This window comes from Rhizobium sp. SVR5-9E, from assembly GCF_056755095.1.
The window spans coordinates 41,734-55,431 of record NZ_JBNDHS010000038.1; the positions used below are offsets into that span (position 1 = coordinate 41,734).

The 13,698-nt window shown below is 59.1% G+C and carries 12 protein-coding genes; 5 read left to right on the forward strand and 7 right to left on the reverse strand.

Annotated elements, in window-relative coordinates; translation table 11 throughout:
* Positions 1-102: 102 nt before the first annotated feature.
* Positions 103-984, forward strand: a complete 882-nt coding sequence (locus ACPYOJ_RS17940) for a substrate-binding periplasmic protein (protein WP_481417450.1) — start codon at positions 103-105, stop codon at positions 982-984.
* Positions 985-1,209: 225 nt separating this feature from the next.
* Positions 1,210-3,897, forward strand: a complete 2,688-nt coding sequence (locus tag ACPYOJ_RS17945) for a PAS domain S-box protein (protein ID WP_481417451.1) — start codon at positions 1,210-1,212, stop codon at positions 3,895-3,897.
* Positions 3,898-3,970: 73 nt separating this feature from the next.
* On the opposite strand, the gene ACPYOJ_RS17950 is transcribed toward ACPYOJ_RS17945, so the two are convergent.
* Positions 3,971-4,369 (reverse strand): response regulator transcription factor, encoded by a 399-nt coding sequence (locus tag ACPYOJ_RS17950; protein WP_481417452.1) that lies wholly within the window; start codon positions 4,367-4,369, stop codon positions 3,971-3,973.
* A gap of 370 nt (positions 4,370-4,739) precedes the next feature.
* On the opposite strand from ACPYOJ_RS17950, the gene ACPYOJ_RS17955 reads away from it, so the two are divergent.
* From ACPYOJ_RS17955 to ACPYOJ_RS17965, 3 genes are all read left to right on the forward strand, one after another.
* The gene (locus tag ACPYOJ_RS17955) at positions 4,740-5,378 is read left to right on the forward strand and encodes a response regulator transcription factor (RefSeq protein WP_481417453.1); all 639 of its coding nucleotides are present in this window, start codon (positions 4,740-4,742) and stop codon (positions 5,376-5,378) included.
* Positions 5,379-5,784: 406 nt separating this feature from the next.
* Complete coding sequence (locus ACPYOJ_RS17960) at positions 5,785-6,006, forward strand: hypothetical protein (protein ID WP_481417454.1); 222 nt, start codon at positions 5,785-5,787, stop codon at positions 6,004-6,006.
* A 167-nt stretch (positions 6,007-6,173) separates the two neighbouring features.
* On the forward strand, positions 6,174-6,653 hold the full coding sequence (locus ACPYOJ_RS17965) for an MEKHLA domain-containing protein (RefSeq protein WP_481417455.1): 480 nt from the start codon (positions 6,174-6,176) through the stop codon (positions 6,651-6,653).
* Between the two features lie 38 nt (positions 6,654-6,691).
* Here the strand turns inward: ACPYOJ_RS17965 and ACPYOJ_RS17970 are convergent, their stop codons facing one another.
* The 6 genes from ACPYOJ_RS17970 to ACPYOJ_RS17995 all read right to left on the reverse strand — a co-directional run.
* Positions 6,692-7,720 (reverse strand): CorA family divalent cation transporter, encoded by a 1,029-nt coding sequence (locus ACPYOJ_RS17970; RefSeq protein WP_481417456.1) that lies wholly within the window; start codon positions 7,718-7,720, stop codon positions 6,692-6,694.
* A gap of 222 nt (positions 7,721-7,942) precedes the next feature.
* On the reverse strand, positions 7,943-8,224 hold the full coding sequence (locus ACPYOJ_RS17975) for a hypothetical protein (protein WP_481417457.1): 282 nt from the start codon (positions 8,222-8,224) through the stop codon (positions 7,943-7,945).
* Positions 8,225-8,339: 115 nt separating this feature from the next.
* Positions 8,340-8,528 (reverse strand): DUF3008 family protein, encoded by a 189-nt coding sequence (locus ACPYOJ_RS17980; protein WP_168832428.1) that lies wholly within the window; start codon positions 8,526-8,528, stop codon positions 8,340-8,342.
* A 100-nt stretch (positions 8,529-8,628) separates the two neighbouring features.
* Complete coding sequence (locus ACPYOJ_RS17985; RefSeq protein ID WP_481417462.1) at positions 8,629-9,948, reverse strand: glucoamylase family protein; 1,320 nt, start codon at positions 9,946-9,948, stop codon at positions 8,629-8,631.
* A 165-nt stretch (positions 9,949-10,113) separates the two neighbouring features.
* Positions 10,114-12,570: a phosphoketolase family protein gene (locus ACPYOJ_RS17990; RefSeq protein WP_481417458.1), complete on the reverse strand. Its 2,457-nt coding sequence runs from the start codon at positions 12,568-12,570 to the stop codon at positions 10,114-10,116.
* A 67-nt stretch (positions 12,571-12,637) separates the two neighbouring features.
* A partial coding sequence (locus ACPYOJ_RS17995) for an SbmA/BacA-like family transporter (protein WP_481417459.1) occupies positions 12,638-13,698 on the reverse strand: 1,061 nt, incomplete at its 5' end.

Genomic DNA, 13,698 nt, shown 5'->3' on the forward strand with positions numbered 1-13,698 from the left:
ACTTGTCCGCCTCCGCATTCCTTGACTGAACTTGCCCAGGCGGCTTGGCGATCCCCGACCGAGGGTTCCGGCATGGTTGCACATCGTCGAATGACGAGCCTAGTGAGCACCCTGCTGTTGGCGCTGTGCTGTCTTGCAGCAGGCGGGTGGCGGGTGATGGCCACGGAGCCAGCGGCTCCGGTCCAGGATGTGGTGCGCCGCAGTGAGTTCGAACGGCAACTGATTAGCCGAAGATACACCTACGAGCTTTTGGATGCCGCGCTGGAACGCAGCGTTGCCCGCTACGGGCCGTACCGAGTCGAACCTGCCATGACGGAGCTGAGCACCGCCAGGCTCAGGCGCGAGGCCGTGAAAGGTGATCTGATCAATCTCGTGGTCCTCGAACCGCTGAACGAGGACTTGATCCCGATCGATATCCCGCTGGACAAGGGTCTTTTTGGCTATCGCATCGCCTCTATCCGCGCCAGCGATCAGGGCCGGGTGGCAAAGGTGCGAGATATCGCCGACCTCAGGCAATTACGGATCGGGGCGTCAGGCGAGACGACGGCGGCGATATTTCGCCACAACGGCATGGAGGTCGTGACTGCCACAGATCCCAAGTTGCTGATGCTAATGCTGGAACGCGGACGCTTCGACCTGATTCCACGCGGTGCAACCGTGGTTGCTGCAATACATGATGAAGATGCAAAGGCTTACCCGAACCTGGCGACCGACCAGCATCTGCTCATACACTTCCCTTACGCGCAGTACGCCTATGTTTCGAAGTCCGCACCGCGCTTGGCGGAACGAATCCGCTACGGGCTACAGGAAATGCAAAAGGATGGCAGCTTTGACCGTTATTTCGAAAAGTACTTTGCCCGGACGATTGCCGAGTTTCGCTTCTCACAGCGAACGGTCATCGAGCTCGAGAACCCTTCCCTGCCGGGCTGGGCAAAGATTCCTCGCCTTGAGTGGCGCTCAAGTGATAGCGTACAAAATCGTTGACGTGGACGATCATCTTCATCGGTTACAGCAAGGGAAACAGGGCCATACTGTCAGAGGCCGGACTGATCCCGGCCCAGCGGCGGTCGTTACTCGGCGTGCGAGGGAAGAATGCGGCTATCTTCAGTCTGCCACCGTTGGAACCAGGGGCACTAAGCGCGCCACGAAATAGCGTTTGACCTTTTGGGCGTCGGCGATTGAGCCGCTGGAGCGAAGGATGGTGAGCGCTTGAAACGGTATTCGGGTGTCCTCGGAGCACTTGCAGCCCATACGCGCGGACGTTTGGCGGTGCCCGCCAGCATACGCCACAGCCTGGGGCTGCGCCTTCTGATCAGCGTCCTCCTCTTTAGCGTGTCCATCACGCTCATCTTGACGCTGCTTCAGCTCTATATCGATTACCGGCGCGATGTTTCGGCCCTCGAGTCACGGCTTGAGCAGATCAGCAATAGCTATCTCGGCAGCCTGGCTGAAAGTCTCTGGACCTTGGACCAAACGCAGCTGCGGCTGCAACTCACCGGAATTCTCCAGCTTCCTGATATCAGCGCCGTGGAGGTCCGCGAGACTACCGCGACCGGAAATCCGTTTACCGTGCAGGTTGGAGCGAAATCATCCGATTCATCCGTCATCGCACAGGAATATCCGCTACGCCGCAATGTGGAGGGACAGGAGAAAACGATCGGCACACTTCATATCGAAGCCACGCTTGCCGGCATATATCGTATGCTGCTGAATAGAGCATGGACAATCTTCCTTGGGCAGGCAGCAACAATATTACTGCTATCATTGTTCATCATTTACATTTTTCATTATCTCATCACGCGTCATCTGTTTGCTATCGCGAACTTTGTTAGCACCTACTGCATCAGTGATCCGCCGCCGCATTTACGGCTGCGGCGGCGTCCCCCTCGGCACGAGGACGAACTGGAGCGGCTGGTGACCGCCTTCAATCTGCTGTCCGACGACCTTCAGACAGCCTATCACGGTCTTTGTAATGCCAATGTTCAGCTTGCCCGAGACGTTGCAGTCCGCAGCGAAATAGAGGCCGTCCTGCGGGAGAGGGAGGCCCGTATCCGGCGCTTGGTCGAAGCCAATATCATCGGCATTTTCATCTGGGACTTCGAAGGCCGGATAATCGAGGCCAATGACGCCTTTCTCCAGATTGTGGGCTACCAGCGTGAAGATCTTGTCGCCGGGCGCTTGAGCTGGGCCGACTTGACACCGCCGGACTGGCACGGGCGCGATGTCCAGTGGTTACAAGAGCACAAACTGACCGGAAGCCGGCCACCGATCGAGAAGGAGTACTTTCGAAAGGACGGCAGCCGCGTGCCGGTGATGATCGGCGCGGCAACCTTTGAAGAAAGCGATAATCAAGGCGTCGCCTTCGTGATTGATCTGACGGAGCGCAAGCAGGCGGAAGAGGCGCTGCGTGAGAGCGAGGAGCAATGGAGAGCGGTCTTCGAGAACAATCCGACGATGTACTTCATGATCGACGACACAGGCACCATCCTGTCCGTCAATCCCTTTGGCGCAGAACAGCTTGGATACACCGTCGACGAATTGATCGGCCGCCCCGTACGGGACATCTTCCACGAGGAAGACCGGGACGCCGTCCAGAGGAATGCGGCCGCTTGTCTCGAACATCTTGGCCGGGCCATGAGCTGGGAACTGCGCAAGATCCGCAAGGACGGCTCGATGCTCTGCGTCCGCGAGACGGCCCGGGCGATGGTGGTGAAGAAGCGCACCGTGCTCCTGATCGTCTGTGAGGACATCACCGAACGCAAACGCGCCGAAGAGGCGGCCCGGCGGAGTGAAGAAGAGCTTCGTCAGGTCATCGAGACTGTGCCCGCTATGGTTTGGACCGCCTTGCCCGATGGCCACGTCGATTTCATCAATCGGCGGTGGCGGGAGTTCACAGGCTTGTCCCTCGATGAAACCCTGGGATGGAGCTGGGAAGCAGAAGCCCCATTTCACCCGGAAGACATCGAAGCTTACCTCGCAAACTGGCATGCATCTCTGGCCACGGGCCAGCCTTTCGAAGCCGAGATGCGCATCCGCCGCGCGGCTGATGGCGAATATCGCTTGCTGTTTGAAAGCGCCGTGCCACTCAGGGATGAAGGGGGCAATATCCTTAAATGGTACGGATTCCTCGTCGACATCGAAGACCGCAGGCGGACCGAGGAGGCATTGCAGAAGGCGCAGGCGGAACTCGCGCATGTAGCGCGGGTGACGACGATGGGAGCGCTGACCTCGTCCATCGCGCACGAGGTCAACCAGCCGCTGGGAGCCATCGTCACCAATGCCAATGCGGCCCTACGCTGGCTTGCCAGCCAGCCCTCCAACATCGGCGAAGCCAGGGAAGCGCTTGGGCGCATCGTCCGGGACGGTCACCGCGCCGGCGAGGTGATCGGGCGGGTGCGCTCGCTGCTCAGGAAGACGGAAACAGCCACGACGCGCGTGGAACTGAATGCCCTCATCGAGGATACGGTAGGTCTGCTTCAAGGCGAACTGCGCCGCCAGCGCATCCTGCTGCACACCGAGCTGGCGGAAGACTTGCCGCCGGTGGCGGGGGATCGCGTGCAGTTGCAGCAGGTGATCCTCAACCTGATGATGAACGGCATCGAGGCAATGAGCGGGGTGACGGACCGGCCGCGCGAGCTGCTGATCACCTCCCGGCTTGAGGCATCCGCGGCGGTGCTCGTCGCCGTCAGGGATACCGGCACCGGGCTCGACCCGCAAAGTGCGGAGCTGTTCGTGCCGTTTTACACGACGAAGGCGGAGGGACTTGGACTTGGCCTGTCGATCTGCCGGCTGATCATAGAGGCCCATGGAGGGCGGTTGTGGGCAAGCGCGAATGAGCCTCACGGGGCGGTATTTCAGTTCACCCTGCCTTCGGAACGGGAGGAGTTCAGCAGCTGACGACAGCTTGCTGAAGGCGCTTTATTCGTCGGAGCATGGCCGGGCTGTACGACTGGGGTGCCTTCCTCTCAAGTCATAAATCGATCTCTCCGTCGTCGCTACCAGGCGGCAGCGCGGAACGGATGCAATCAAGGAGATCCTGCTCGCCAAAGGGTTTTGTCAGATAGCCGACGATACCCGGGCCGAACCCCCGCGCGCGCGCATTTTCGTCCGGATAGGCGGTAATCAGAACGGTCGGAATATTCTTGCCCAGCGCAACGAGGTGGCGGTGCAGATCAAGCCCGCTCAGTCCGGGCATATGGATATCCGTGACCAGACAAGCGGTGCGATTGAGATCGGGAAACCTCAGAAAATCGTCCGCGGATGAAAAGGCCTCGGCGTCAAATCCCAGCGATCTCATGAGTCCTTCGATAGCCTCGCGCATCGACACGTCGTCATCGACGATCGCAATCAGAGGCTTGACGGTTGGCACTGCCGCCTCCCCAAAATTCGCCGTTTGGTGTTGTGAAGCATTCTAGCGTTGTAGCGTCTGCGACAACATACAACAGCGTGCAGTGACGACAAAGTCATCGGAGCCTATACGATGGTATAGGTTGTTTAACGCCGGCACCATCACAACGAGGAGGCGCAAAGCGGCTGACCCGGCGGACTGGTCACATCGCATTTGCCCTTGTGGCTTAAGTAATTAGGGGGCATTCTAGCGTGCCGGAACTCGGGAGGGAGAGAGGGGGAGTGTTCTGTTCACCTTGGCGTTATAGCGTTTCGAGTCCGCCTCGGCCTGCTGCCATAATGGGCGCAGATAGCGCGCGACGAGAGCTCGCTCAGCTTTGGGAGCGCTCACGATGACCGAGGCGCCAGCAACCGTTATTGTCATCGATGACGATCCGGCGATCCGCGAGGCGCTCGGCAGTCTCCTTCGATCCGTCGGTTTTGACGTGAAGCTCCTCGCCTCGGTGGGCGATTTCCTCAATTCTGGGCGGCCAGCCGGGCCGACCTGCCTCGTGCTTGATGTCCGGCTACCAGGGCAAAGCGGCCTTGATTTTCAACGGCAGCTGTCGCAGGCGAACATGCAGCTCCCGATCGTCTTCATCACTGGGCATGGCGACATTCCGATGTCCGTCCAGGCAATGAAGGAGGGCGCGATCGAGTTCCTGACGAAACCGTTCCGCGATCAGGATTTGCTCGATGCCGTTTACGTCGGCCTGGCGCGCGACCGCGTATGGCTTGAAAATGAAAAGGCACTGGAGACGTTGCGCGTGCGGTTCGATAGCTTGACCCCGCGAGAGCGCGAGGTAATGGCTCTGGTAGTAACCGGCCGGCTCAACAAGCAGATCGCCGGAGATCTGGGCGTTAGCGAGATTACCGTGAAGGTTCACCGCAGCCAGGTCATGCAGAAGATGCGTGCTGCCTCCCTGCCGGAGCTCGCCCGCATGGCGGACAAGCTGAAGCTGCCGCTTGGAGAGCCGCCGAGGCACGTATAAAGGCTCTAGGGCCAAGAAAAGCCCAAGCCGGTACTATCCGTTTTCAGCCTCGCGAAGGTTTCACCGCAGCGTGCCCAGTTCCTGGACGAGTCTCCTGCCGCATCCGAAGGTATGACGAGACAAGACGACTGTATAATTCTCTTTCGTCACGCCTGGCACTAGACTTTTTCCAGCCTCAAGAGAGGCGGGTAGCAAGCTCTTCTCTCCTGCTACCAATGAGCTTCGGCATCCCCTCCCGAAGCTTCGCGGGTCCCAGGATCCCGCAAGACCGCCCAGCCGCCCTGGGCGGTCTTCCCGAAGCGACGAGGACCAAGGGGGAGATTTTCCCCGACCGCTCTAGCCGACCCGAACGGGAAAGCGCTGCAGAACTTTTTGTTACGCCCGACGTTCCACGGAGCACTCAAAAATGACGCGCCATCAGCATAGGGATCAGAAGTCGCAATCCCTCAGCCTCGCCTTCCCGCTCGGCATGTATCTGATTTCGCTATTTGCCATCGCGATCTATCTTGCTTTCGTCACACCGCATGGCCCGTTTGGTGGCGAGTTTTCACCGGGCCACAGACCACAGGAGCTTTTCGGAGATACCCCCTCTGCGCCCATCGAAGCGGCCTCGAATGCTCAATGGTAACGGCATCCAGCGGTCGGCCCATGCCGGCCGGCCAACTCATTGCCTCATGAAGCCACGTCCGGCAGCTCCTGCCGTCAATATCGGGTAATGGGCGCCTCATTTTCGACTCCAATTCACAAAAGACAGGCATAAGGAGCGACTTTCGTCGTCGCTGAAGGATGCATGGCATGATATTCGACTACAACATGGCAGGACTCGACTTGTCCTCCGATCCGGCATTTTACACGCTGATGGCCGAGAGCTTTGAACGCCGCGTAGGACGACCTCTGACACCCGAGGGCCAAGGTGCCGAGTGGCTGTACAACCAGTCTCCGGCTGTGGTTCTTGCCCACAATAGTGAAGCCGATCCGCGTTTCATCTATGCAAACCGCGCCGCCCAGGCCTGCTTTGGATATACATGGGCGGAGTTCATTACCTTGCCGTCCCGTCTTTCGGCTGAAGCGCCGGATCGGGCCGAGCGCGAAAGATTGCTCAATGCCGTGACAGTCAACGGTTTTATTGCCGACTACCGTGGCCTTCGTATTGCCAAATCAGGCCGCCGTTTCTGGATCGAAAATGCCATTGTCTGGGAACTCATCGATCGGCAGGGACGGCGCCTCGGCCAGGCCGCGACGTTCGATACCTGGAAAGATGTCAGCGTCGAGTAAAGCGCCGGGCCGGGCTGGCATGCAGCTCGTGTCTGATCCTAGAGCCAGTTGATGCGCTTCAGCATCCACAGTGTCACGACCGCCATGATCGTCACGAATGCAACGATGATCACAAAGGCCCATGTGTCGTTGACGCCGGGAATGCCACCAACATTCATGCCGAAAAGGCCGGCAATCACGCTCGGCGGCAACAGCAGGGCCGCAAGCGCAGCCAGGCGGTTGGAGTTACGGGCGATGCGTTCGCTGATAACGGTCGAAAGGTCGTCGTGCAGGATACTCGTGCGATCGCGTATCGCATCGAGATATTCGATGAAGCGCATCAGCTTGTCGATGACCTCGCGCATGCGAAGCTTGTCGCGCTCGGCCAACCAGGGTGCGTCGTCATGCTCTATCCGATTGAGCGCATCGCGCTGGGGCGCAAGATAGCGGCGAAGTTGCACGGCGCGCCGACGCAGCAGCTTGAGGCGCTCGCGCACCTGGCTCGCCTCACCGTGAAATATCATCTCGTCGAGTTCGTCCACTTCCTCGTCCATGGCGTCGAGCACGGCTTCGAGATCGCGCACCAGTTTGTCGCCGATCAGGGCAAGCAGGTCGCCGGTACGCTGGGGGCCTTTGTTCTTCTCCAGCGACAAACGGATGTCGCGGAGTGCGGTAATGTAATGACCGCTGTCGCGCAGCGAGACGATGCGATTTGTGTCGACCCAAAGATGCAGGGGCACAAGGTCGATATCCGCCGGTGCCTCCTTCGCGTCCTCCGGCGACGTGGCGCACACGCCGCGCAGGATAATCAACAGTCCATCGTCGACAGGTTCGACGCGAGGGCGGGACTCTTCTTCCAGAAGCGCCTCGACCACAAACGGATCGAGGGCGCTTTTGTGCGTAATCCAGGAAGCGGCGGCGGGGTGATCGCGCTCCAGATGAAGCCAGAGGACGCCTTCTTCCGGCCTCCAAGCGCAGAGCTGCGCCATGTCCAGTTGCCTGCACCCACCTTGTCCGTCAAGCAGCAGGGCAAAGCGCAATCCAGGTTCGGCACCATAGCTGACACTCGCAGTCTTCAATGCTTCCATTGTGCCTCAACACATTCAAATGGTGACAAAAATGCAGGCAGCACAATGCGTGGCGCTTATACAATTCACTCTATCAGCTTGGGTTAAAGCTGCAAGGCAAGCCGATTAGCCATCTCGCTTGCCGATACTGTCGCAACGACTGCTGAATAAGCAGCGCTTGCAACCGGCAGCGAATGGCTATTCAGCCGGCGATGCCGGCGTGAATACGTCAACATCCGGTGTTCACCTCGACCTGCCGACGAGTTCAGCATAATCCGAGAAGGTGAACCGTTTCGCCCGCTGAGCATCTTGGCCGGCGAGCAGGAGGACGCGGATCGGAAACAGCGCCGCCGCACGGTTGGCATCGGATAGTTCGCGCTTGCCGTCCTCCGCGATCGCTCTCTCCGTCGCTTCCAAGGCGGCATTGAGGTCCTGGCGACTAATCAGGCCCTTGTCGACAATGACATCCGCCATGGCTGCGATTGCCATGACGAGGCCTTCGAGTTGAAGATTGGCCGTGTTCAAAGTGTGCTCCTGTGTAAATTGTACGCCACACCTATGGTTCGCCTCTGCCCAACGACGGACGTTTCCTGAAGCTGTATCGGTCAAGCTTTGATGGGCGTGCAATGGCGACGCTCACTCACGATTTCGAGGCATGCTCCGGTTTGCCTTTACGTTTGGTCGACGCCATGTCGTGCAGCTCCTTCTCGCTCATGGACTCAGCCATGCCCTTTGAAGCGCCCTTCAGCTCGCTCTTTTTTATGTCTCCACGCTTGGCGGCGAGAGCAGCGCCCGCAGCCTTCTGCTGTGATTTCGATTTCGCCGGCATAGGAAATACTCCCCTGTTTTCTACGAGGGCTGAACCATTCTTACGGGCAAAATGTTCCAGCTGCCTGGCGACACCGGGAGCTTCCTTCACGCATCCTTTGTTACAGCCAGCCGCCGGTAAACCCGGCCCTGCGCAATCCGCGGACGATGGGTTCGCAATTGCGCATCAGATTCCAGAGGAAGCCAGTGCGGTAGTTTTCGATCATGAGCGCCACCGGCCCCTGATCGATTCCGAAATGATAGGGGCTGATCCACCACCCTGTCGGACTGCTCGCATCCTTGAAGGTCTGATTGAAGGATGGCTTGAACCCGTAAAGCCGCTTCATCCCCAGACTCATGCCCGCGAAATTGCGGACGGTTGGAATGACGATCTCGGGCGCAAAAGGCAGCGATGCCACGACGACCCAGGGCGCTACTGTCCCGTCGTCAGGGCCAAACGGTGCGCCGCGCGCGATGTAATCGAAGAACTCGCGGCGCAATCCGCCAGTTTCTAGAGTCCGCCAGCCGGGGCCGTCGCACGCAGTAAATCCCCAGCAGTGTTCGCCATATCCTTCGAATTCCATCGGATTTCGGATCGCATATTCCTGCTGCACGAAGGTGGCCTGGCGGCTGTTCTGAAAATAGTCGCTGTCGTGCTCTTCCATGAATTCGTCGCGGATGTCGCGGAAATCGATCCACATATGCGAAAGCTGATGCGTAAAGAGCGGACCGGAATAGAGCAGTTCACGCCCGAAGATGTTACGCCACTCGTAGCTCTCCCTATAGGCCGCATAGCTTTCCGGCGGCAGCGGATAGGTCGGCGATCCAAGCCCCAGTATGTAGAGAAGCAGGCCCTCGTCATAGCCACGCCAGCGATAGGGAATGAAGCCGTTCTCCGGTCGCCAGCCATGCGTCAGCGTCGCACCATGGTCACGCGCCCAGTTCCAGTCTGCCCGTTCGTAGAGCGAGGCAGCAAGATGCCTGACTTTCACCTCGTCCTCGGTATCCCCATCGAAATAGGTAGCGGCCGTCAAAGCGCCGGCAAACAGAAAGGCCGAGTCGATCGTCGACAATTCGCACTGCCAGACCCGCCGCCCCGTCTCGATGTCGAGGAAATGGTAGAAGAAGCCCTTGTAACCGGAGGCGTCAGGTTCCGGTCCCTGATGGCAATGCATCAGGAATTCCAACCGACGCCGGGCGATCTTGACGGCAAACTCGCGAATGATGACGCCGCGTTCCACGACGACGGGAATGGTGGCAAGCGCCATACCGATCGCAGCGATGCTCGCCGGCGCACCGTCCTGCGTCTTGTCGCGCACCAGCCCATTGTCCGGATTGGTGCATTGCAGGTAGTACAGCAGGGTCATTAACTGCAATCGCGCCAAGTCCTGGTCGCTCGGCGCGGACTCCATATGTGGCGCGATGGGGGGTATCTCGATCATGACTTCACCCATTCCACAGCTTCGCGATCCATTTTGCCTTCACACAGCTAGTCACCGTGCCAACACGCAAATGACGGCCTGAGCGTCGTCAGGCGTGACTTGCGTATCAGCACTGGTTTCATCGCAACTCAGCCTAGCCGCCCCCTCAGCAGCCGACTGGGCGGCTCACGTGTTGTCGCCTTCCGTCGACGTCCCTCGCGGGCTGGCTGACTGTCCTCGGACACCCCATTTCCAGCCGCTGATCTCAGGCATGTCATCGCCGTGCTCCTGGATGTACTGCCGATGCTCGATCAGCTTGTCGCGGATCGCCTGCTTGAAGTAGGCCGCGCGAGCGCCGAGTTGCGGCAGCCGATCAATGACGTCTTCGACGAGATGGAAGCGATCGAGCTGGTTCAGAACGACCATGTCGAACGGCGTCGTGGTCGTTCCCTCCTCCTTGTATCCTCGAACATGCAGATTGTCGTGGTTGGTGCGACGGTAGGTCAGACGGTGAATAAGCCAGGGATATCCATGGAACGCGAAGATGATCGGCTTGTCCTTGGTAAACAGCGCGTCGAAATCGCGATCGGAAAGCCCATGCGGGTGCTCGCTTGACGGCTGCAGCTTCATGAGATTGACGATATTGATCACGCGCACCTTCAGCTCCGGAATATGTTCGCGGATCAATTGCACGGCCGCCAGCGTCTCCAGCGTCGGCACGTCGCCACAGCACGCCATGACGACGTCCGGCTCCGAACCTCGATCGTTGCTGGCCCACTCCCAAATGCCGAGGCCTTGGGCACAGTGCTTGATCGCCTCATCCATGGTCAGCCATTGCGGAGCCGGCTGCTTGCCGGCCACGACGACATTCACATAGTTGCGGCTTCGCAGGCAGTGGTCGGTGACCGAAAGCAGTGTATTCGCATCCGGCGGCAGATAGACGCGGATCACCTCGGCTTTCTTGTTGACGACGTGATCGATGAAGCCCGGGTCCTGGTGGCTGAAGCCATTGTGATCCTGCCGCCAGACATGCGAGCTCAGGAAGTAATTCAGAGAGGCGATCGACCGCCTCCAGGGAATGTGGTTGCACACCTTCAGCCATTTGGCGTGTTGGTTGAACATCGAGTCGATGATGTGGATGAAAGCCTCATAGCAGGAGAAGAAGCCGTGGCGCCCCGTCAGGAGGTAGCCTTCCAGCCAGCCCTGGCACTGATGCTCGCTCAACACTTCCATCACGCGGCCATCGGGCGACAGGTGATCGTCCTCGGGATAGATCTCCGCCATGTAGCAACGGTTGGTGACTTCCATCACGTCCTGCCAACGGTTGGAGTTGTTCTCGTCAGGGCTGAACAGCCGGAAGTTCTTGCTATCCATGTTCAGCTTCATGACATCGCGCAGGAACTTGCCCATGACGCGAGCGGATTCCGTCGTCACCGATCCGGGGCTCGGCACCGAGACGGCGTAGTCGCGGAAGTCCGGCATCTTCAGATCACGCAACACCAGGCCGCCATTTGCATGCGGGTTGTCGCTCATCCGGCGATGACCCGCCGGAGCCAAGGACGCGAATTCGGCGCGTAATCGACCGTCGCCGTCGAAGAGTTCTTCAGGCTTGTAGCTCTTCATCCACTGCTGAAGGATCTCGATGTGCTCCGGCTTGTCCATGTCGCCCATCGGGACCTGATGCGAGCGCCAATAGTCTTCACACTTCTTGCCGTCGATTTCGCTCGGGCAGGTCCACCCCTTAGGGGTGCGGAAGACGATCATGGGCCAGGCCGGACGGCCGACGTTCCCCTTGTCCCTCGCCTCCGCCCAGATCCTTTTGATCTCCGTAACGGCGGTGTCCATGGCCGCGGCCAGCTGCTGCTGCACCTTGTCCGGATCATTCCCTTCCACGAAAAGCGGCGCATATCCCATCCCCTCGAAGAACTTCTGCAGTTCGGGCTGGGGAATGCGAGCGAGGAAGCACGGGTTGGCGATCTTGTAGCCGTTGAGATGCAGGATCGGCAGCACGCATCCGTCGCGGGCGGGATTGAGGAACTTGTTGCCGTGCCATCCCGTGGCGAGCGGGCCCGTTTCGGCCTCGCCGTCGCCGACGACGCAGGCGACGATTAAATCAGGATTGTCGAAGGCCGCGCCGTAGGCGTGGCTCAGGGCATAGCCCAATTCACCGCCTTCATGGATGCTTCCAGGGGTTTCGGGAGCAACGTGGCTCGGAATCCCACCCGGGAAACTGAACTGCTTGAACAGGCGTTTCATACCCCCCACGTCCTGCCCGATATTCGGGTAGACTTCGCTGTAGGTTCCCTCCAGATAGGCATGCGCGACCAGCGACGGCCCACCATGACCAGGCCCGATCACATAGATCATGTTGAGATCGTCGCGCTTGATCACCCGGTTCAAGTGCACATAGAGCATGTTCAAGCCGGGCGACGTTCCCCAGTGGCCGAGCAGCCGCGGCTTGATATGCTCGCGCCTGAGCGACTCTTTCAGAAGCGGGTTATCGAGTAGATAAATCTGCCCCACCGAAAGATAGTTCGATGCCCGCCAATAGGCGTCCATCAAGCGGAGTTCCTCGGCCCCAAGCGGGGTGGTCGGGGCCGTCTTTGTCTGGTTGTCATCGATTGAAAGAGCGGCATTCGTCATCATCAGCCTCCCATCGAGTTTCTTTTCGCCTCAGTCTCTGTGCTGCATGCCACCACCGCTTGTGCGGTTATGCCCGTTTCCTCCACTGCCAAGCGCCATCGTCGGCAAACTCCAGGATGGCATCATAAAATGATATCTCTGCGACGTTCCCAATATGAACGCAGGCGATTCCGTCCTCTGCAAAGCGCGTAATAATCTTGCGGACTTCGTCCGACCCCACCGTAGCCGCGGTCCTCTCAAGCACAATGACGCGCGGTCTCGCTACGGATACACTCGCCATCGCGAGCAGCTGCTGCTCTCTTGGCGTCAGAAGGGTATCCCATTCTACTACCTGTTCAAATCCCCCCGCTGCGGAAATGCGCCCGAGTCCGAATTCGGTAAGCAGTCTCGAAATCCGTTCATCCAGGTTTTCAGCACCCGCGGCCGACGGAACGATCAGCTGTCGAAGCGTGCTCGGCGGAAGATAGGGCTGCTGCGGCAGGAAGCGTATCCCTGCGTTGGCGGGACGAAAGATTCTGCCCGAACCCGGATAAGCGAACCCTGCGGTGACCCTGAAAAACGCATTCTCTTGGTCTTCGCGGCCGGTCACCAGTACGCGGGCACAAGACGGAATGGCTACGGTCAGCTCCCGTAACAACGGCGCGTCATCCCGCTCTGACAATATCGTGAGCTTCTCATAAACAAGGTCCTCTCCGGTGTCGTTGATCTGAATTTCCGATCGGACATGCTGCCGGGGGTTTTCTATCGCTGCCGAGAGTGTGCTCAGCCGTGCCACGACGGCAGCAAAATTGGAGATCGAGTTGAATTGGTTGATTATCAGCGAAAAGGCGCCCACCAGCATCGCGAATGCTGCTGCGGACTGTGTAATCACCCCAAATTCGATATCACCGCGGAAAAACGCCGGCGCGACGATCAGAGCAGGGATGATCTGAATCAGCCAGTTGTAACCAGTGGTGAAGAAGCCGACATTGCGGTTCACAGATGTTATGACCCGAAAGTTCGCTACCAGATCATCAATTCGGCCTGCCAGAAAGGACTTCATGTGCCGCTCGGTGCCGGACAGCGTGATCCGTGCTGCATTTTCCCTCGCCCGGATGAGGCCGGTACGGAAGCTTGCCTCTTTATCTA